The organism is Pseudobutyrivibrio sp. ACV-2, from assembly GCF_900107545.1.
GTDB lineage: Bacteria > Bacillota > Clostridia > Lachnospirales > Lachnospiraceae > Pseudobutyrivibrio.
Genome location: NZ_FNQZ01000006.1, coordinates 96,011 through 115,421 on the forward strand (window position 1 = coordinate 96,011; position 19,411 = coordinate 115,421).

Consider the following 19,411-nt stretch of genomic DNA (forward strand, 5'->3'; position numbering starts at 1 on the left):
ATGCTTAGGAAAAAAATATTCAGAGAAATAAAGGGAAACTTTGGTCAGTTTTTTACGATATTTGCCATGATATTTTTGGCGATTATGGCTTATTCAGGAATCAATGCTTTTTCTGATGGATTGAAATACTCGTCGGTTGAATTCTATGAAGAGAATAATTTGCAGGATTTATGGCTATATGGTGAAAACTTTACAGATGATGATTTGGAAAAAATCAGGGCTTTAGATAATGTTGCGGATGTAGAAAGATATTTGTCCATGTCAGGTTCTGTTGATGTAAATAACTCAGAGGGCTCGGAGACTGAAAACATTCCAGCAGAGCTGAATTTTTTGGATAAAGAGGATGACAAAAAGAATATTTCCACCTTATATCTGAGAGAGGGTGAGGAGTATAGCCGGGATAAAGATGGCGTTTGGATTGGATATTATTTTGCTAAAGCCAGAGGAATTCAGGTTGGAGATGAACTGACATTTTATGTTGAAGGCTACAGATTTAATGAGGTAGTTAGAGGAATCGTTTCGACCCCGGATCATGTATATACAGTATCGGATCCTACTGTTATTTTTCAGGATGCCGCTGATTTCGGATGGGCATATTTGTCTATGAAGGAATTCCCTGGTGAGTATCTTTATGACGAGATTCTCAAAGAAGATGATATCGTAGAATATTTGGATTCAGCAGATGACATAAAGAAGGCCGTGGATACATATTCAGCTATGGGAGTCGATATAGAATCTATAAAAAAGCAGCTGGATATAGATGAGGATGTGGATCTTGAGACAGCATTGGAGAAAGCAAGCCTAATAAAGGATGGAAGAGCTGATATATCGGATAAAGCTGAATTTATTAAAGCTTTAGACCCTGATTTTGATTTAGATGAATGTCTGGTATATCCAAACGCCATAGTTGATGTGGCAGGAACAGCCCCAAATCCATATGTTAAATCAAAAGAGCTTGATGAATTTGAAAGTAAACTGAAGTCAGTTAAAAATGAATTGTATGAGCTTGAGGACATTTCTGTTAGTGCAATTACCGGTAGAGATGTATGGCCATCTTATGCATCTTTGAAATCTGAGTCAGAAGAAGGTGATACATATTCAGGTATGTTTACTTTTCTGTTTGTTTTTATTGCAGGGCTCTCAGTTGTGACAACAATGAGTCGTTTCGTAAAGAAGCAGCGTGTGCAGATTGGAACATTAAAGGCCTTGGGCTTTAGAAATAATCGAGTCACTATCCACTATATTGCATATGGATTTTGGGTAAGTGTTATAGCTGCAATTTTAGGTCTTGTAATTGGCGGACCTTTGCTTGGCCAGCCATTTCTCAATATGGAATTATCAATGTTTGACCTGCCAGGAGCACATCGATGCATCCTCAGCAAAAACTATATTCTTGCAGCTATTATTGTCATCGTAATTACAATGATTACTTATATGTCCATAAAAAGCATTCTGAAGGAATCAGCAGCTCAAACCCTTAGACTTGAAGTTCCACATATCAAAATTAAAGCAAAAGAAGGTGGTAAGGGAATAAGCGCCAAGCTACCATTTTCTGTAAAGTGGAATATGAGAGATATTCTAAGAAGCAAATCCAGAAGCATTATGGCTATTGTTGGTGTAATGGGTTCAACTCTGCTTATAGTAATGGCGTTTGGTATGCAGGATTCCCTCAATCATTATCTTGAGTGGGAGTTTGATAAGATTCAGGCCTACAACTATAAACTTACATTGTCGGAAAACGTATCGGATGATAGATTAAATGAATTATTTGATACATATGGAGATGCAACCAGTCAGACAGTTGCCATTGAATACAGGGATTCTGAAGGCAATATCGTCACTTCATCTATAACTGTAAATGATTCTGACGGATACTTGAGAGTTTCTGACCATGATACAACAACCTATGATATTAATGATGGAATTCCAGATAACACGTATGGTGATATAAATAAAGCGGGGGCACTGTTTGCTACGGAGAAACTGCTTAAAGAAAATGGATATTCATTAGGTGATACAATCAAATGGAGAATCATGGGCGAGGATGATTGGAATGAAACCGAAATTGTAGCCGCCTACAGAGATCCTCAGAGCCAGCAGTTTTCTATGACAAGAGCCGCATTTGAAGGCTTGGGCGAAGATTATATCTGCGATACCATCTACACAAATGAAGACTTAAGTAATCTGACAGATGCAGATATAGATGGGGTATCTACGATTTCATCTATTGAATCTTTGAAAGAGCAGATGAATGTTATGCTTGAAATGATAAGCAGCATGATAATTTTATTAATCACTATATCCGCTATCCTAGGCTTCATCATCATCTATAATATGGGAATTCTTGCTCTCAGTGAAAAGATGTATCAGTTCGCAACCCTAAAGGTGTTGGGATTCAGGTTTAAAAAGCTGGCGTTTATTTATACCCAGCAGAATCTATGGCTTACGATAGTAGGAATCATACTTGGCTTACCACTGGGCTATGAATTTACCGATTGCATGTTCAAATACGCGATTGGAGATAATTACGACTTCTTTGCAAACATAGATTTATCGGCTTACCTCATTGCTATAATAGGAACACTTATAATTATGTTTGTAACAAGCATTGCGTTGTCGCGAAATCTTAAAAAGATAGATATGGTTGCAAGCTTGAAGGCTAATGAGTAAAAAGGTGTTACGGCCGTTATTTTGGAAACTCACATGAACTGGGTGGACAACGACCCGGTAAAGAGCATTGAAGCGAGTTCACAATTTATGAACGAACATTTTTAAGCGTGGCTGAGGCGAGGAAGATAATGCTATGTGCAATGTCTTCCTCACTTTCTTTATATCCGGTTTTGCACCAGTTTTCTATTATGCTGGCACTTCCTGCAGAAATATATGAAAAGAGGATATCTTTTGTAATTCCTGAAGTTAAATTCTCATAAGGCGACATGGAATTTGAGAACATTTCATAGAGCATATCCGTTATTTTTGAAGTGAATCCGGAGCTGTCGGGGTATATCAGATGCTTTACGGAGGGTGAATCAGTGAGGTTTTCACGTATATATTTAAGTGTCTGGGCAATCGAAATGTCAAAAGAAGTATCCTTGGCATTTTGCAGCTTTGATTTCAGCTCATTTACGGCATCTTTCTGCAATTCATCCACAAGGTTGGGAACGTCAAGATAATGCTTATAGAAGGTTGCCCTGTTTATTTCCGCAAGAGTGCATATGGATGTTACCGTTATCTTTTCGTACCCGGTTTTTTGCAAAAGCTCGTAGAAAGCCGATCTTATACGCATCTTGGTATATCGTACACGGCCGTCCTCTTTTTTGGCATTTTCTGTTTTGCCAGTGTGATTGCTCTTTATATCAGACATATTCAACATTTCCTCCTATTTTGTTTGATAAATAACACTTTCTTATGTATTGATGGTTGAAGAGACCTATTGTGATATCTATAATCAATATATAAAGATAATATACATCTGTTGCATATATTTCAAGCGTTGTTTAAAGATATAACAAAGATGGGGAACTCTAAAGTTCCCCGGCATAGAAGAGAGAAAGGTTAAGGGAGGAAACTATGACTTATGTATGTAATCCGGTAAATATAAACTACAGATATCAGTTTAATGCTGATCCCAGAAGACACGGAGAGATTCAGATCTGTCGCGAAGCTGCAGATCCATCAATGATTTTTTATAAAGGAAAGTATTATATATTTGCGTCCATGACTCTGGGGGTATGGGTTTCTGAAGATATGGCAGTCTGGGAAAATCACAGGCTTCCGGATTCACTTCCCTTATATGATTATGCCCCGGATGTGAGAGTGATGGGAGATTATGTGTACTTTTGTGCATCAAAACGTGATGAAAACTGTGACAGATACAGGACAAAAGACATCTTGAACGGCGCCTATGAAAAAATACCCGGAAATTTTCCTTTCTGGGATCCGAATCTTTTTATCGATGATGACGGTAGAATCTACTTTTATTGGGGCTGCTCAAATATGACTCCGATTTACGGATGCGAGCTTGACCCGGAGACAATGCTTCCTGTTGGGGAGAAGGTTTCACTGATTCATGGCAATCCGTCAAAAAACGGGTATGAAAGAGTGGGAGAGAATAATTCTCTGCTTCCTGCAACCGATGAAGAGATCGAAGAGAAGTTTAAGGGCTTTCTAAAGCACCAGGGACTTACTGAGGATATGGTTCCGGAAAATACCAAGCCCCTTATAAAAGGAATGTTTTCCAATAAGCCATATATCGAAGGAGCCTGGATGGACAAACATGACGGAAAATACTACCTTCAGTATGCTTTTGCTGGCACACAGTACAATACCTACGGTGATGGTGTTTATGTCTCGGATGCGCCTCTGGGGCCCTTTACCCTTGCTGAGAATAACCCATATTCTTATAATCCCGGCGGATTTTTCCCGGGAGCCGGACACGGTTCTACCATGGAAGATAAGAACGGGAATTTCTGGCATACAGCTACCATGAGAATAAGCGTAAACCATGACTTTGAAAGAAGAGTGGGAATCTGGCCTGCAGGATTTGATGAGGACGGAGAGCTGTTCTGTAACCAGCGCTACGCAGACTGGCCTATGGAAATAAAGAACATGAAGCAGGATCCGTGGAAAAAACCTGATTGGTATATCCTCAGCTACAAGAAAAAGACATTTTGCTCATCATCACTTTCTGATTGCCCTTGTGAAAATGCTGCGGATGAGAATGTTCAGACAATGTGGTGCCCTCAGACAAGCAGCGCTGATGAATGGCTTATGATTGATCTGGGAAAAGAATATGATGTATATGCAATTCAGGTAAACTTTGGCGATCACAAGCTTGATATTCCTGTTCCCGGAAAGATACAGGGGACTTCTCAGGCACGATATATTGATGAGACCACTTATACTACCGGTTGGAAACTTGAAGGCTCCTGCGGCGGGAAGGATTTCTTTACAATAGCTGATAAGACCTCGGCTGAGACAGATCTTACCCATGATCTTATCGTAATTGATAATGGGCACAAGATGCGCTATGTTAGGATTTCAAATATGCACGTTCCCTATTCTCAGATTCCTGCAATCTCAGGGCTGAGGGTGTTTGGTATCGGAGATGGAGCTACTCCGGACAAAGCAAAATTTGCTGTTTCAAGACTTTCCGATATTGATATGACTGTCAGCATAGAACCGCATGCGGATACAGTAGGTCACATGATCCTATGGGGAAGCTCTCCCGAAAAGCTGTATCACAGCAGGATGGTTATGGGAGATGAAGCTATAGCTGAGCCCATTCGCATAGGAGCCCTGGTATCGGGGAGGGATTATTATGTCCGTGTTGACAGCTTTAATGAGAGCGGTATTACAGAGGGAATAGTGCAATTTTGTCATTAAAGGGAGAAAGGGCTCACTTCCCGGTCATTTCGCCATAGTAGTAGGTTACTGGCAGACAAACTAAAGAAGGTGATGAACAGCTATATGATAGAGATACTGTGAGGTTTTTATTAATATATATAATACTGCCATCTACATACAGTAGTAGATAAAAACTATATACTATTTTGCATATACAGGCCCAAGTATCTGCATATAAATGGAGATTTTATATGCAGATAAAATTGAGAATCTGCATATTTTAATGTATATTATATGCAGATACTATTGGAGGTGTGATATGCATAGATATGATTATTCTTTTCTAGATGAAGGAATGTTACCCGCTGGAATGGTTAACTTAACAGCAACAATAACCGCGTTTAATGCCATATCTTCCGAGCGGAAGGATTCAAATAATAGTGTATATACAGAGCTTGAGAAAATTGCCAGAGTGCAGTCTGTAAAGGGATCCAATGCTATCGAAGGAATCATTACTACAGATGCAAGGATTAAAGAAATTGTAGATGGAAATAGTGCTCCTTTGAGTCATAGCGAAAGGGAGATTGCTGGATACAGAGATGCGTTAGATGAGATCCATAAAAATCATCAGTCAATGAGTTTTAACGAAAATACAATTTTGCAAATACATCGGCTGATGACAGATTTGGCGGGATATGAATTATCTGGCAAGTATAAAGTTGATGATAACCTAATAATGCAGGTTGACGAAAATGGTAGACGAAAAGTTCGATTTACACCAGTAACTGCAAATGAGACGAATGATGCAATGGAACAACTTATATTAGCTTATATGGATGCCAGGGATAATCCGAGGATAAATAATTTACTGTTGATTCCTTGTGTAATCCTTGATTTTCTTTGTATCCACCCTTTTACTGATGGTAACGGACGTGTATCAAGACTGCTCACAATACTGCTTTTGTACAAGAGTGGATATGATGTTTGCAAATATGTTTCTTTTGAGCAACAGATAAACGACTCAAAAGAATTATATTACGAAGCTCTGCATGATTCTTCTCAGGGGTGGCATGAAAATAAAAACTCATATTTTGAGTTTATGAAGAATTTTTTATCTACACTGTATAAATGTTATAAAGAGTTAGATAAGAGATCTTCAACTGTAAATGGTAAAAGACTTAAAAAAAATGAAAGAGTAGAACAAACAGTACTAAATAGTGTGCTACCAGTATCAAAATCGGAAATATGTGAAGTGCTCTCAGATGTTAGTCCAACAACGGTAGAGGCAGTTCTTGGAAAAATGGTAAAGAATGGCTCTATAAAAAAGATTGGTCAGGCTAGGGCAACAAAGTATGTCAACGCAAAGTACGTAGAGTAATAAAAAAGGAAATAGCAAATGCGAAATATTGTAATCAGAGAAGCGACAATAGTGCAGCTATTCACCTTCCTACACTTAAGATAGAGGCAAAATAGTAATCGTAGTAACACATGATGAGGAATTCATAGATTTATGCTGCGATGAAATCTATAATTTGGCTTGAAACAAAATCAGGTATGATGGTGAGGTGATGCTATTACCTAAAAATGCGTCTGGCCGCAAAAAATGGTAATAGAAATTTGACTTTGCATGATGATTGGAGTATTCCACTTAGCAAGAGGATATTCTGTGGATGTTGGTATGGTGGAAGTGAACCAGAAGAATAGTGAAGGCAAGAATGTGAGAAAACAATTGGAAGTAGATTTTGTGACCAACATGGGAAATCAGCGTTACTATATTCAGGTTGCATACGATCTTTCTACAGAAGAAAAACAACAGCAGGAATATAATTCTTTTAGAAATATTCCTGACTCATTCAAAAAAATAGTAATTGTAAATGGAACTTCAAAACCATGGAGAAATGATGAAGGCTACGTAATCATGGGAATGAAGTATTTTCTTTTGAATAGTGAAAGCTTGGATTTTTAAAATAATGCAAGTGTTGTTGCACCAATATACCGGAGGAACAGTCTTAGTACTGTTCCTTTTGTTCTCTGCGCTTTTTTACTCCATGGACCTCAGAGATAAAGCTGCTATCCATATTCTGTTCCTGCCTCGTGACCGGAAAGCGAGGAAAAAGATGATTGCAACATCTGATAAAGTAACACTGGGACAGAGACTAAAGACAGCAAGAATCAGAAAGCACATGACTCAGGAGGAGCTTGCGGAAGAAATGCGTACCACAAAGAGCATAATCTCTTATTATGAGAACGACCACGGCGATATGAAGCAGATCATGCTGGTGCAGATGAGGGCAGTTGCAAGATTTTAATCTTCTGAAGGTGTGAAAATGCGACTGAAATGGCGATATTTGCCACTTTGCATGACTACATAGAGAAAAAATCTCTAAATAAGCAAATTAAATATTGAATTTTACAATAGAAAGCCTATAATTAAAGAACACCCTGGAAAGGAGGCGCTTATTATGTTGGTCAAATTATCTGTAGAAAACTTTAAATCGTTTGATCAAAAGGAAGAATTATCAATGATTTCTTCCAGCAAGATGCAGGGAAATAAGAGCCATCGTGTAAAAATCAAGCAGACACAATTGTTGAAGAATGCAATTGTTTATGGGGCAAATGCTTCTGGTAAATCTAATCTTGTTGTTGTATTTAATTTTATTAAAGCTGCTTTGATGGAAGGACTACCTGTTGGTTCAGCAAATGATTTTTGCAGGAACAGACAGGAAAATAAAAATCGCGAAAGTGTTTTTGAAATCCAATTTACTGTGGGTGATACTTTTTATGCCTATGGTTTTTCTGCAATACTCAGTCATAGAAAGATTACTGAGGAATGGTTGTATGAACTTATGCAGGATGGTAGTGCTCATAGGCTGTTCATAAGGGAAGGCAGCAATGCACCGGTTCTTGGTGAAACTGTAAAGCTGTCGACATCTGAGAAGAGCAGATTCAGCGTTTATTCAGAGGACTTTGCAGGTCAGGATGCGCAGCTGTTTTTGACTGAGATGAACCGTGGAAAGAAATATCCAGAGAATTCCAAGCTGATATTCTTTGTGGAAGCTTTCAGCTGGATTATGAATAATATCATCGTCATCAATCCAAACATTGGTATTTCAAATACTGAAGCATATTATAATGATGAATCATTGGACAATATCAGTAGGCTGATTCAGACTTTTGATACTGGTGTTACAGAGATAAAAACAAGACAGATTACTATAGATGAGATGGGCAAGATGATTCCTGCTGAAGTTGTTCAGGGAATTTTTTCGCAGTTGAAAGCTCAGCTTCAGATGAGTAACCTTCCAATCATTCAGATGACCTGGAGAGTTGAAGGTGGTTTCTTTAATATTCGCATCAAAGAGGGTGAGGAACCTGAGATTTCTACTCTTGTCCTTAAGCATGGCAAATCTGTTTTTGACTTTAATTTCTCTGAGGAATCAGATGGAACAAAGAGATTGTTTGATTTGATAGATATGCTCCTTACAGAGCGGCCTGATACTGTTTTTGTTGTTGACGAGTTGGAGCGCAGTTTGCATCCAAAGCTTACAGAACATTTTCTTAAACTTTTCATGGAAGCTCATGATGGTGTAAGAATGCAGCTTGTGTTTACTACTCATGAAGATACGATAATGGATCAGAGTCTTTTCCGTAGGGATGAGATATGGTTCGTTGAAAGAGATGCTGACAACGCCAGCAAGATTTATTCTCTGGACAGATTCAAGGAAAGATATGATAAGAAGCTGAGTAAGGCATATCTTGAAGGAAGATACGGTGCTATTCCTGTGTTTAGGCAGTTTTCTTTCCGGAAGGGAGAATAAGTATGCCTGTACATACATATACGAACTGGAATCAGCGTCCATCAGATCGGGAAGAGCAGATTGAGCCATTTAGAAAATATTTTTTCATTTGTGAAGGAGCTAATACTGAGACTTTTTACTTCAAACACCTGATTGATTTAAGGAAGGAACTGGGGATTCATCCTCTGATTGATATCAGATTGTGGGAAAAGACAGAAGAAGACAAAAATATTTCTTTTGTAAAGAGACTAGTTGATTTCGCTGAAGAGCAAAAGATGAATCCGGATAATGGATTTGATGCTGATAGAGATAAAATGGTCATTGTTTTTGATGGTGATATCTTTGAAGCAAAGGTCCAGGGATATGATGAACTGCTTGCAGCAATTGAGAAAAATGATATTGCGGCGGTGACCAATCCGAATTTTGAGCTATTCTTGATTCTTCATATCGAGGGCAGCTACGAAAAATATATAAAAGGTCATGAGGAAGAGTTTTTGACAGTAGACGATAAAGACAGATATAGTCGTGCTTATTTTGTCCTTCATGAACTGACAGGGATGAATGCTAAAAAGAATCCGGAGATCGGAAACCTTGCTGATAATGTCCTTGTTGCAATTGAACAGGAGAAAAACATAAATCAGGATATTCATGATCTGAAGGGAAAGGTAAGCAGTAATATCGGAAAGGTTATCGAGGAGATAATAAACGAGAAGCCTGATATATAAGGCAGAAATATAATCGTTTAAGAAAGGGCGTTGTTTGGCAGTGATAATTCTGTTAATGATTACATGATTGAGTATTAGCTAATATATATTATAATTAAATTAGCTAATACGAAAGGAGGCTGTTATCATGGTAGAAGCAATAGCAACCGCTACAGAAATGAAAAATCAGTTTGGCAAATACTTGCAGATGGTCATAAATGGAAATGAAGTTATCGTAACTAAGAATGGACAGGAAGTAGGTAGATTTATTCCTAAAGCTAAAACAGTATCTTATCTTACAGATTCCCTCACAGGACTTTTAAAGGGGAACTATGATTATGAAGATGCTAGAGAGGAAGCTTTAAAAGAGAAATATGAAATTGCTGATTGATGCAAATATAATACTCGATGTTCTTCAGAAGAGAGAACCGCATTATAAATATTCTGCTATCATCTGGAAGTTGTGTGAAACTTGCAAAGTTACAGGATACGTTTCTGTACTTACCTACATGAACATGGTCTATATCCTTAGAAAAGAGCTCACTCCTGAGAAAATTGAAGAAGTTTACAAAGCCATTTCACTAATTTTTACCTTTGAGGATTTGACAGAAGAAGATGTAAAAAATGCTCTTATGAAAAAACATAAAGACTTTGAAAATGCTGTTCAGATGGAAACGGCTGAAAGGGTCGGAGCTGATTTTATCATCACAAGAAATGTAAAAGATTTTATGAAGAGTCCTATACCAGCATATACTCCACTAGAATTAATGCAGCGTGTAGAATTTGATGATTTATTCTAGGAGTAAAGACAATTATGCATTTTAAAAGAAAATTTGTAGTATTATTCGCGTTGTTATTATCAATAGGCCAGGTTACTGCCTGCGGGAAAAACAATGCTGGTATAGAAAAAACAAATAACGCTGAGCAGAAAGAAGTGGCAGATGAGAATAATGATGAAACATCGAGTGGTTCTGACAAAACTGATTCAGATAAAATAGAAGAGCTAGACTTCGTAGATGTCTTTGGAGAACATTATCAGACAGAGATTCTTCCTACAGTTAAGAAACATGATTATTCTTCCGAAAAATTTGTTTATGATGGACACAAACTGACATATGAGGATGAAAAATATAAGTCTCGCTTGGGTGTTGATGTATCCCGCCATCAGGGAACAATAAACTGGGAAAAAGTGAAGGCAGAAGGCATTGAATTTGCAATATTAAGAATTGGGTATCGTGGATATGGTGATGCAGGTAATATAAACTTTGATGAGCGATTTTATGAGAACATAAAAGGTGCACAAGAGGCTGGGTTAGAGGTTGGTGTTTATTTCTTCGCCCAGGCTATCAATGAAGAAGAAGCGTTGGAAGAAGCAAATTTTGTAATCGAGCATTTAAAAGGCTATGAACTACAGCTACCTGTTGTATACGATCCGGAAAGTATTCTTGATGATGTAGCCAGAACAGACAATGTTACTGGAGAACAGTTTACAAAAAATACTCTGGTATTTTGTGATGCGGTCAAAAAAGCAGGCTTTGAACCAATGGTTTACAGCAATATGCTTTGGGAAGCATTTGAATTTGATATGACACAAATAGATTCTTTACCAATCTGGTATGCAGATTATGAAAAACTTCCACAGACACCATATCATTTTGAATTCTGGCAGTACACTAACACTGGAGTGATAAATGGAATTGACGGTCCGGTGGATATTAATATTCAGATGATTGAAAAATAAAAAAGTGCCCTCGCTACTGGTTTCCCAGCAACGAGGGCACTTTTCAAATCAAGAAATCATTTATGGCACATAAACCTGTACAAAGTTGTAAAGCTCGCCATCAACAGCCCCAAGCCATACTAGCATGCCATTAGTCATATAGTATTCGTCCACATCTTGCATTGAGTCAGGGTAGTTGTCACCTTTGAATTCTCTTCCCAGAAGAAATTCTTCCGTGAGAGTATCACCTGAGTCTGGGCCGCCTTTAACAAACTTTTGAAGAGTGATTTCACAGTTATCCTTGATTGCAAAAGTAACATTTTTCTCGATAAGTTTTCTCACAGTGCCCTCTGACATCATTGGAACGACAGTGTAGAGTTCCTCGTAATCCTGTTTTTCAAGAGCATAATAGAAGTCATCGTCACCGCCCTTTACAAGGAATTTAGAATATCTTGAAGGGGTTAACACATCAGCTTTAAATTCTTCATCTGTTGCATATTCAATCTCTTTATTTACATCCTCAAAACTTACAGCTGTAAATTGTGTGCCATTTACTGAAAAGATGTTGTCGCCAATCTTTGCATTTTCAACGTCCGTAGCCCTGATTCTTTCTTCTCGGTAAATATCTCCGGTTAAAGATTTCTCATCAAATTTGGTTACCTGCATTAACAGATTGTTGTCGTTGTCATAATATTTTTGAGCTTCAAAGGTTTCTGGAGAGGCATTTCCCAAACATGAAAGAGATATAGTTTCATCCTTTTCAGCAAATTTTAATATAGGAAAAGCGGCTTCATCCCAACTAAATGTGCTTTCTGATACATCATCTGCCGATGCAAAGCTGAAAGTGATATCTGTTCCATTGACCTCATAAGTGAATGGAAGACCGGAAAGCCCATCAGGTGTTTGAGTGGAGCCTGTGGTGTCACTGTCAAAAATGTAGAAGCTTGAGATGTTGTAAAGGTCATCGCCTTTGTATGCAGCGTATACGGCGCCAGCAAGCTGAGGGATGCCGTCATCTGTTATACCAGCTTTTGTAAATCCAAGTACATTGGCACTTTGGTATTCATCAGATAGCTCATCGAACAAAGAAGAATCTTCTACGATTTCTGTAGTATCATCTTTGTAGTTGTGATAAACACCATCTTCTGAGGCCATATAGTCGACGGCTGATTCTTCTATAGTAATAAATTTGCCAGTAGCCTTGTCCACGTGACCTTTTATTGTGGAGTTACGCATTGATAATATAAGGTTGTTGTCCTCAGTTACTGCGATAGGATAAGCTGTTCCACCGCTTTGGACAGTGGTGATTTTTTCAAGAGAACCGTTATTTTCTACAAATATGGTAGCTTCATAAGTTCCAAGCACCCCATCTCCATTATCAAAAATATAGCTAGTTACTAATAATGCATCTTCGCCATCCGATATAGGCGCGTAAGCGTATGATTGTCCTGGATGGAGATTTGAGATAAGCTCCTCAAAGTTTTTAGGTTCAGTAGATTTTTCACTGGAATTTTCAGTTGTCTCGCCCTTAGTTTCTTCCTTTGAAGTTTCAGTGGAAGTGTCTGTGGCTGTTTTTCCACAACCAGTGATAGTAGATGCTGCCAACACTGTAGACAGCGAGATAATAAGCATTTTTTTTATAATAGGATTACTTACATTGTCTCCATACATTTGCGAATCTCCTCTTAACTTTAAGTTTGCACAATATTTTTTATTAATTGTTCTTTCCAAATATAAAATATCATACTCAGTGTCACAGAAATATCACACTACAACAACCCCCATGAAAGAATATATGTCTGAAAATGTGAAAAAAATGTGACGATTTCAGAAAATATAGAAATATCCTTCAATAATATCTATAATACTTGACAAAAATATGAAAGAGGGGAGTATATTTTCATGGACGATTTGCTAAGCCGGATTCGAATGAATGTGAAAGAAAATCCGGATATGACAATCATTATTGATCAGGGGGAGAATAATTATTTTACGTACAAGTCACTTGATTTGTATGCGCGAAAAATCGCCACAAAGCTTGTTCGTAAGGGTGTTTCGAGAAACGATTTCGTCAGCATCGAGATGATGCGCACAAAAGAGTATGTAGCAGCAATGTACGCAGTATGGCTGGTTGGGGCAGCGTTTGTTCCGCTGTCGTCTTCTTATCCAGAGGAAAGAAGAGCATTTATTCGCGATAACTGCCATGCCAAAACTGTGATCAACACAAGTTTTCTAAAAGGAGTTGAGAGCGAGGAAATATTCCAAAATGATGTTGTTTCCGATCCACAATCACCAGCTCTGGCTATTTACACTTCCGGTTCCACAGGCAAACCTAAGGGAGTGCTGCATTCTCATGCTAGTATTGAGGATTCGGTATTCCGTTACATTGCCTCAATTCCAAGTACAAAAGGCTCTCACACTGCACTTGGCGCACCATTTACTTTTGTTGCTTCTGTGCAGGGAGTCTTTACACCACTAGTCACAGGTACTGTATCCTATCTGATGCCATTTGAGGCTATGCGCGACCCGATTCTTCTGGCAGATTTTATTGAAGAAAATCAGATTAATCGTACATTTATCAGCCCAAAGATGCTCAAGGTGTTTAAGCCAAAGGGAGATAGTCTGAAAATGGTTTTCACTGGCAGTGAGCGCGTGTCAGATTTCTATACGGACATGTTTGAAACATACGTCGCCTACGGCCAAACAGAGTCAGCCGGCGCAGTAATGTTTTTCAAAATTGATAAATCCTACAATAATACCCCGATTGGAAAGCCGGTCGAGGGTGTTCGCATACACATTTTGGATGAGCAGGGCAGTGAGGCTGATGAAGGTGAGCTGTGCCTTGCAGGCATATTTGCAGATGGCTATATAGACCTTCCTGAGCAGACGAAAAATGTCTTTATAGATAATCCATTTGCAAAGCAGGATGGTTTTGCAAAGCTTTTAAAAACCGGTGATATTGTAAAAAAGGGCGAAGATGGCAATATTATTTACTTAAATCGTAAGGATTGGATGGTGAAAATCAACGGTCAGCGTGTGGAGCCGGGAGAAATAGAGACTATCATTAGGCAGACTCCAGGGATAAAGGATGCTGTCCTGAAGGATTTCAAAAATCAGTACGGGCAAGTGTACCTCGTTGCCTACTACATAGAAAATGAGCCTGTGGATGCCGCCGACATCAAAGAAGCAATAGGACGGAAGCTACCGTCTTATATGGTTCCAGCATTTTTCGTCAAACTTGATTCATTTCCTATCAATGCCAACGGAAAACTGGATAGAAATGCATTGGTCGAGCCAGAGACCGGGGCTTTCAAAAATGATTACGCTGCACCAGAGACGGATATGCAAAAAGCGCTTTGTGCTGCCTTTGAATCTGTGCTTGCTGTTGAAAATGTAGGTATCGACGATGATTTCTTTGCCCTGGGAGGAGATTCAATCAAGTGTGCCCTGGTATCAGAGGCCTGCAGTAAATATATGATTAAGACTGCAGATATATTTGCCGGAAAAACTCCTCGCATGATTGAGCGCTTGTTATTACAAAAAGCTAGTGGGAAGAAACATGTAAAGAAGGCTAAAAAAGCGAGAATTTATCCTCTAACTCCACTAGAACGTGGCATGTATCTTGAACAGAAGATGCATGAGGATTCCACTGTCTATAATCTAAATATTGCTGCGATCATTAAAGGCTCAGATTTCGAGACTGTAAAACAATCTCTAAGTGAGGTTTTCAAAGCTCACGAGGCCTTTACATCGTATTATGGTGAGGAAAAAGGGCTGCCTGTACGCATTCTTTCTGACAAGCTACCAGAAATCGTTGAGAAGTCAGCTGCAACTCGTGAGGAAGTTATCGCCATTATCGACAGTTACGCTGAGCCTTTCAATTTAAATGCAGAAATACCTGTCCGCCCGACACTTTATGGAGTGGCTGATGGCAGCATTATTTTGCATATGGCAATTCATCATATAGCCTTTGACGGAGGTTCTGCCAAGACCTTCGTGAAAGAGCTCATTGATGGTATTGAGGGAAGAAAAGTCACAGCAGATGGAATTGACCTTTCGGACCTGTATGATGATAGCCTGGCCGATAAGTATGAGAGCGGTATGTCCTTCTACCATGAGCTATTTGCAGATGGTGTGCCTGTAAATGAAATGCCGGTCAAAGGAAAACGGCCAAAGGTACATCCACTATCTGACAGAGAAATCAGTTTTGATTATGATAATGCACAGCTTAAAGGAATTGATAACATTGCAAGACGTTTCAGCGTTACAGAGTTTGAATTAATTTTTAGTGCGGTGTCTATGGCGCTTGGAAAATATACTGCCTCTGAGGATGTTGTGCTTGGCATCCCTACCAACATGCGCCCAGAGGATGGAGATAATGTAATAGGTATGTTTGTCAACACAGCACCCGTTCGTGTGAAGCCAAAGCGTGATGCTGACATAAGCGAATATCTTGCCGCTGTCAGCACTGCAGTACGAAATGCCACTTATGGTGCATATCTTCCATTTGAAGATGTTGTAGCCGAATTCGTAAAACAGCGAGACGAATCCCGCAACCCGATTTTTGATGTAAGTGTCAATTATATGGTAAATCCGCCTGCATATGATAATAATGGCCTTTCTGTAGAGTTATACGCTCCACTTCAGAAGATGGGTCGCGATATCGGTATTGTAATCAGAAAAAGTGAAAAAGGCCTGCATTTCATGGTGCAGTATTCAACCGAACTGTTTGAGGATGAGGTGATAGAAAATTTTGTTGGCCAGATACAGCACACTCTTTCCCTTCTGGGTGGTGATGTGAAAACTGTTCGCGATGCCCTTTCATTGCCTGATAATCAAAGGTCTCGTCTTGAGGCATTTAAGACAGAAGCTACCGCAGAAATTCCTATTACTTTGCTACATAAGCTTTTCGAGCATAGTGCCTGTGAAAATGCAGATAAGACTGCACTGATTGCAAGGGACGTCAGACTTTCATACCAGGAATTAAACGATAGGGCAAATATAGTAGCCCATAATCTGATAGCAAGAGGTATCAAGACAGGGGACAGCGTAGCCCTGTTACTTCCAAGAGAAAGCTGCTTTTTTGCATGTATGCTTGGTGTAAATAAAGCAGGCGCTGCATTCATACCATGCGACCCACAGTATCCGGCAGACAGAATCAACTATATTATTGAGGATTCCGGAGCAGCATTTATTATCACTACTGCTGATAAGCTTTCAGATTATCCATCAGAAAAAGCAATCGACGTCAAGGATTTGATGACAGGTGATGCAAAGAATGACCCTGATATTTCAATGAGCGACGATGAACTTAGCTACATTATTTACACCTCAGGTTCCACCGGAAAACCTAAGGGAGTAATGCTCAGACATAAGGGCATATGCAATTACCTTATGCCACATCCTGCAAATACACATATGCATTATCTGAAGGAGAACACCTCCGTGTATCTGTCTGTTACAACTGTGTCCTTTGACATGTCCTTCAAGGAGCATGCAGCAGCATTTTGTAACGGGAAAACTCTGGTTTTTGCAGCAGAGGATGAAATGAATGACCCACGAGCATTGGCTACCTTAATGGAGCAGTACAAGGTTGATTGTTTCAATGCCACACCATCAAGATTGCAGCAGTATCTGGAATATGAGCCTTTCAGGAAAGCCCTTTCTAGGTGCAAGCTTGTAATGTCGGGGGGTGAAGGCTATCCAATTTCACTGCGTGATGCAATTAAAAAGTGCAGCAGTGATATACGAATCATCAACACTTATGGTCCTACTGAAATCACTGTATCCTGCAATGCAGCAGACCTTACTGATGTCGATTATGTGACTGTTGGAAGACCACTGCTTAATTACCATGAGATAATCGTAGATAAGTTTGGGGATATTGCACCATATGGAGTGATTGGTGAATTATATATCGGTGGAACAGGCGTAGCAAAAGGCTATAGAAATCTTCCGGAAAAGACAGCTGGTGTCTTTGTTAACTACGAAAACTGTCTGATGTACCGTTCTGGAGACTATGCTAAGTGGGATAATGAGGGAAAAGTACAGATTCTTGGCAGACTTGATAATCAGGTAAAGCTGAGAGGTCTTCGCATTGAGCTTGACGAGATTCAGGGACTTATTGCTATGCAGCCTCACATCAGAAAAGCAGAGGTAGTTATACGAAAACTGAACGGACAGGATAATCTGTGTGCTTACTTTACAGCTGATACCGAAATCGATGTGGATGAGCTTAGAACTGAGCTCAAGAAGCATCTGACCCATTACATGGTGCCTACTGCTTACCTGCAGATGAACGAGATGCCTATGACCGCAAACGGCAAGACTGATATCAAAAAGCTGCCGGACCCTGTTCCTGTAAACCTGGGTGAATATGTAGCCCCAGCCAATGAAATGGAGGAATTTTTCTGTCAAATCTTTGGAAAAGCCCTTCATTTGGAGCGTGTTGGAGCAACAGATGATTTCTTCGAGATAGGTGGTACATCGCTCCTGGTAACTGCAGTGGTAATGTACGCTTCGGAAAAAGGCTACGAGATAACCTATGGTGATATCTTCAAATACACCACACCAAGGGCTTTAGCGGAGCTTTTCAAAGATGGCGAAATAAATGATACAAATAAATTATTCGACTTTGATGATTATGATTACACCAAAATCAATAAACTGCTTGCTAATAATACCGTGGAAGCCTTCAAGTCTGGGCAACTTCGTGATATAGGTAATATCCTGCTCACAGGTGCTACCGGCTATATGGGTGCCCACCTGCTGGCAGAATATCTAAAGACTGAAAAGGGCAAAGCATACTGCTTAATCCGCAAAGGCAAATTCGATACGGCCTTCAAGCGACTTGAAAATATCATGTTCTATTACTTCGGCTCAACCTATGAGAAGGAACTTAATGAGCGAGTAGAAGTAATGAACGGTGATGTAACCGATTACAAGTATTTTGAGCCTATGGAGAATCTTCCAATCAACACGGTGTTTAACTGTGCAGCCAACGTGAAGCATTTTTCTAACGGAACTGATATAGAGGATATCAATGTAGGTGGAGTGACCAATTGTGTCAGACTGTGCAAGAAAAACGGTGCAAGATTAATTCATTTTTCCACCATATCTGTATCGGGTACAACAGAAGATGTGACAAAGCTCAGCCGCAGGGAATTGGACGAGCAGTCCCTTTACTTTGGCCAAACACTGGATAATAAATATACATCTTCAAAGTTGATGGGAGAGCGTGTGGTACTTGAGGCAGTGGCTGAAGGCCTGGATGCAAAGGTAATTCGTGTAGGAACCCTTGCGGCTCGTGAGTCGGACGGAGAGTTTCAGATCAATTTCCTGACCAACAATTTTATGGGAAGACTGCGCTCTTATAGCTTGCTTGGATGTTTCCCATACAACATGATTGAAAATCAGGTATGCATGGGAGCAATAGACCGTTCCTGCGAAGCCTTTCTCAAGCTTGCAAAAACACCTGGGGAATGCTGTGTGTTCAATGCGGTAAACAACCATACTCTTCCTCTCGGTGACATTATCCGCCGGATGAATCACAATGGAAGTCATATTAACTTTGTGGAGTATGATGAATTTGCAGAGGTTCTGAAGGAAGCACAGAAGAATCCAGATAAAGCGGCTATTCTTTCAAGTATGACAGCCTACATGAACACTGCCCACGGCAAGAAGATATCAGCTATTCCGTACAAGTGCCATTACACCACCCAGATACTTGCCCGCATGGGATTTTTCTGGAATGCCAGCAGTGAAAAGTATGTTGATGATTTTATCAATGTATTGCGAGGTTTCATGTTCTTCAGCAGTGACAATCTGAAACGATAGGCAGGGGG

12 protein-coding genes and 1 pseudogene are annotated in these 19,411 nt (G+C 39.5%); 11 read left to right on the top strand and 2 right to left on the bottom strand.

Going from position 1 to position 19,411, the window contains the following annotated elements:
* A complete protein-coding gene (locus BLV53_RS08225) occupies positions 1–2,670 on the top strand; it encodes an ABC transporter permease (protein ID WP_170830797.1) in 2,670 nt (889 codons plus the stop codon).
* Between the two features lie 85 nt (positions 2,671–2,755).
* Here BLV53_RS08225 and BLV53_RS08230 read toward each other — a convergent pair whose 3' ends face one another.
* Positions 2,756–3,364: a TetR/AcrR family transcriptional regulator gene (locus tag BLV53_RS08230; protein WP_090299743.1), complete on the bottom strand. Its 609-nt coding sequence runs from the start codon at positions 3,362–3,364 to the stop codon at positions 2,756–2,758.
* A 206-nt stretch (positions 3,365–3,570) separates the two neighbouring features.
* On the opposite strand from BLV53_RS08230, the gene BLV53_RS08235 reads away from it, so the two are divergent.
* The 9 genes and pseudogenes from BLV53_RS08235 (at position 3,571) to BLV53_RS08275 (ending at position 11,588) form a co-directional block, all read left to right on the top strand.
* Positions 3,571–5,385, top strand: a complete 1,815-nt coding sequence (locus tag BLV53_RS08235) for a family 43 glycosylhydrolase (RefSeq protein WP_090299745.1) — start codon at positions 3,571–3,573, stop codon at positions 5,383–5,385.
* 280 nt (positions 5,386–5,665) lie between these two features.
* Complete coding sequence (locus tag BLV53_RS08240) at positions 5,666–6,724, top strand: Fic family protein (protein WP_090299747.1); 1,059 nt, start codon at positions 5,666–5,668, stop codon at positions 6,722–6,724.
* Between the two features lie 270 nt (positions 6,725–6,994).
* Positions 6,995–7,312 (top strand): annotated as a pseudogene (locus BLV53_RS08245) (ATP-binding protein); the annotation flags it as partial.
* Between the two features lie 151 nt (positions 7,313–7,463).
* Complete coding sequence (locus BLV53_RS08250; RefSeq protein ID WP_090299750.1) at positions 7,464–7,655, top strand: helix-turn-helix domain-containing protein; 192 nt, start codon at positions 7,464–7,466, stop codon at positions 7,653–7,655.
* Positions 7,656–7,808: 153 nt separating this feature from the next.
* On the top strand, positions 7,809–9,164 hold the full coding sequence (locus BLV53_RS08255) for an AAA family ATPase (RefSeq protein ID WP_090299752.1): 1,356 nt from the start codon (positions 7,809–7,811) through the stop codon (positions 9,162–9,164).
* 2 nt (positions 9,165–9,166) lie between these two features.
* Positions 9,167–9,868: an RloB family protein gene (locus BLV53_RS08260; protein WP_090299754.1), complete on the top strand. Its 702-nt coding sequence runs from the start codon at positions 9,167–9,169 to the stop codon at positions 9,866–9,868.
* A gap of 127 nt (positions 9,869–9,995) precedes the next feature.
* Entirely contained in the window at positions 9,996–10,238 is a 243-nt protein-coding gene (locus BLV53_RS08265; protein WP_090299756.1) for a type II toxin-antitoxin system Phd/YefM family antitoxin, read from the top strand.
* Positions 10,222–10,647 carry a type II toxin-antitoxin system VapC family toxin gene (locus BLV53_RS08270; RefSeq protein WP_090299758.1) on the top strand — a complete coding sequence of 142 codons (426 nt, stop codon included), beginning with the start codon at positions 10,222–10,224 and terminating at the stop codon, positions 10,645–10,647. The genes BLV53_RS08265 and BLV53_RS08270 overlap by 17 nt, the downstream gene beginning before the upstream one ends.
* Positions 10,648–10,661: 14 nt before the next feature.
* A complete protein-coding gene (locus BLV53_RS08275) occupies positions 10,662–11,588 on the top strand; it encodes a glycoside hydrolase family 25 protein (RefSeq protein ID WP_090299761.1) in 927 nt (308 codons plus the stop codon).
* A 60-nt stretch (positions 11,589–11,648) separates the two neighbouring features.
* Here BLV53_RS08275 and BLV53_RS08280 read toward each other — a convergent pair whose 3' ends face one another.
* Positions 11,649–13,238 carry a hypothetical protein gene (locus BLV53_RS08280; protein ID WP_090299763.1) on the bottom strand — a complete coding sequence of 530 codons (1,590 nt, stop codon included), beginning with the start codon at positions 13,236–13,238 and terminating at the stop codon, positions 11,649–11,651.
* Positions 13,239–13,469: 231 nt separating this feature from the next.
* Between BLV53_RS08280 and BLV53_RS08285 the strand changes: the two genes are divergently transcribed.
* The gene (locus tag BLV53_RS08285) at positions 13,470–19,403 is read left to right on the top strand and encodes a non-ribosomal peptide synthetase (protein WP_090299765.1); all 5,934 of its coding nucleotides are present in this window, start codon (positions 13,470–13,472) and stop codon (positions 19,401–19,403) included.
* Positions 19,404–19,411: the final 8 nt, after the last annotated feature.

What these genes read in the sequence shown, in the direction of transcription:
- BLV53_RS08225 (WP_170830797.1), top strand. Translation starts at nt 1, where the DNA reads ATGCTTAGGAAAAAAATATTCAGAGAAATAAAGGGAAACTTTGGTCAG.
- BLV53_RS08230 (WP_090299743.1), bottom strand. Translation starts at nt 3,364, where the DNA reads ATGTCTGATATAAAGAGCAATCACACTGGCAAAACAGAAAATGCCAAA.
- BLV53_RS08235 (WP_090299745.1), top strand. Translation starts at nt 3,571, where the DNA reads ATGACTTATGTATGTAATCCGGTAAATATAAACTACAGATATCAGTTT.
- BLV53_RS08240 (WP_090299747.1), top strand. Translation starts at nt 5,666, where the DNA reads ATGCATAGATATGATTATTCTTTTCTAGATGAAGGAATGTTACCCGCT.
- BLV53_RS08250 (WP_090299750.1), top strand. Translation starts at nt 7,464, where the DNA reads ATGATTGCAACATCTGATAAAGTAACACTGGGACAGAGACTAAAGACA.
- BLV53_RS08255 (WP_090299752.1), top strand. Translation starts at nt 7,809, where the DNA reads ATGTTGGTCAAATTATCTGTAGAAAACTTTAAATCGTTTGATCAAAAG.
- BLV53_RS08260 (WP_090299754.1), top strand. Translation starts at nt 9,167, where the DNA reads ATGCCTGTACATACATATACGAACTGGAATCAGCGTCCATCAGATCGG.
- BLV53_RS08265 (WP_090299756.1), top strand. Translation starts at nt 9,996, where the DNA reads ATGGTAGAAGCAATAGCAACCGCTACAGAAATGAAAAATCAGTTTGGC.
- BLV53_RS08270 (WP_090299758.1), top strand. Translation starts at nt 10,222, where the DNA reads ATGAAATTGCTGATTGATGCAAATATAATACTCGATGTTCTTCAGAAG.
- BLV53_RS08275 (WP_090299761.1), top strand. Translation starts at nt 10,662, where the DNA reads ATGCATTTTAAAAGAAAATTTGTAGTATTATTCGCGTTGTTATTATCA.
- BLV53_RS08280 (WP_090299763.1), bottom strand. Translation starts at nt 13,238, where the DNA reads ATGTATGGAGACAATGTAAGTAATCCTATTATAAAAAAAATGCTTATT.
- BLV53_RS08285 (WP_090299765.1), top strand. Translation starts at nt 13,470, where the DNA reads ATGGACGATTTGCTAAGCCGGATTCGAATGAATGTGAAAGAAAATCCG.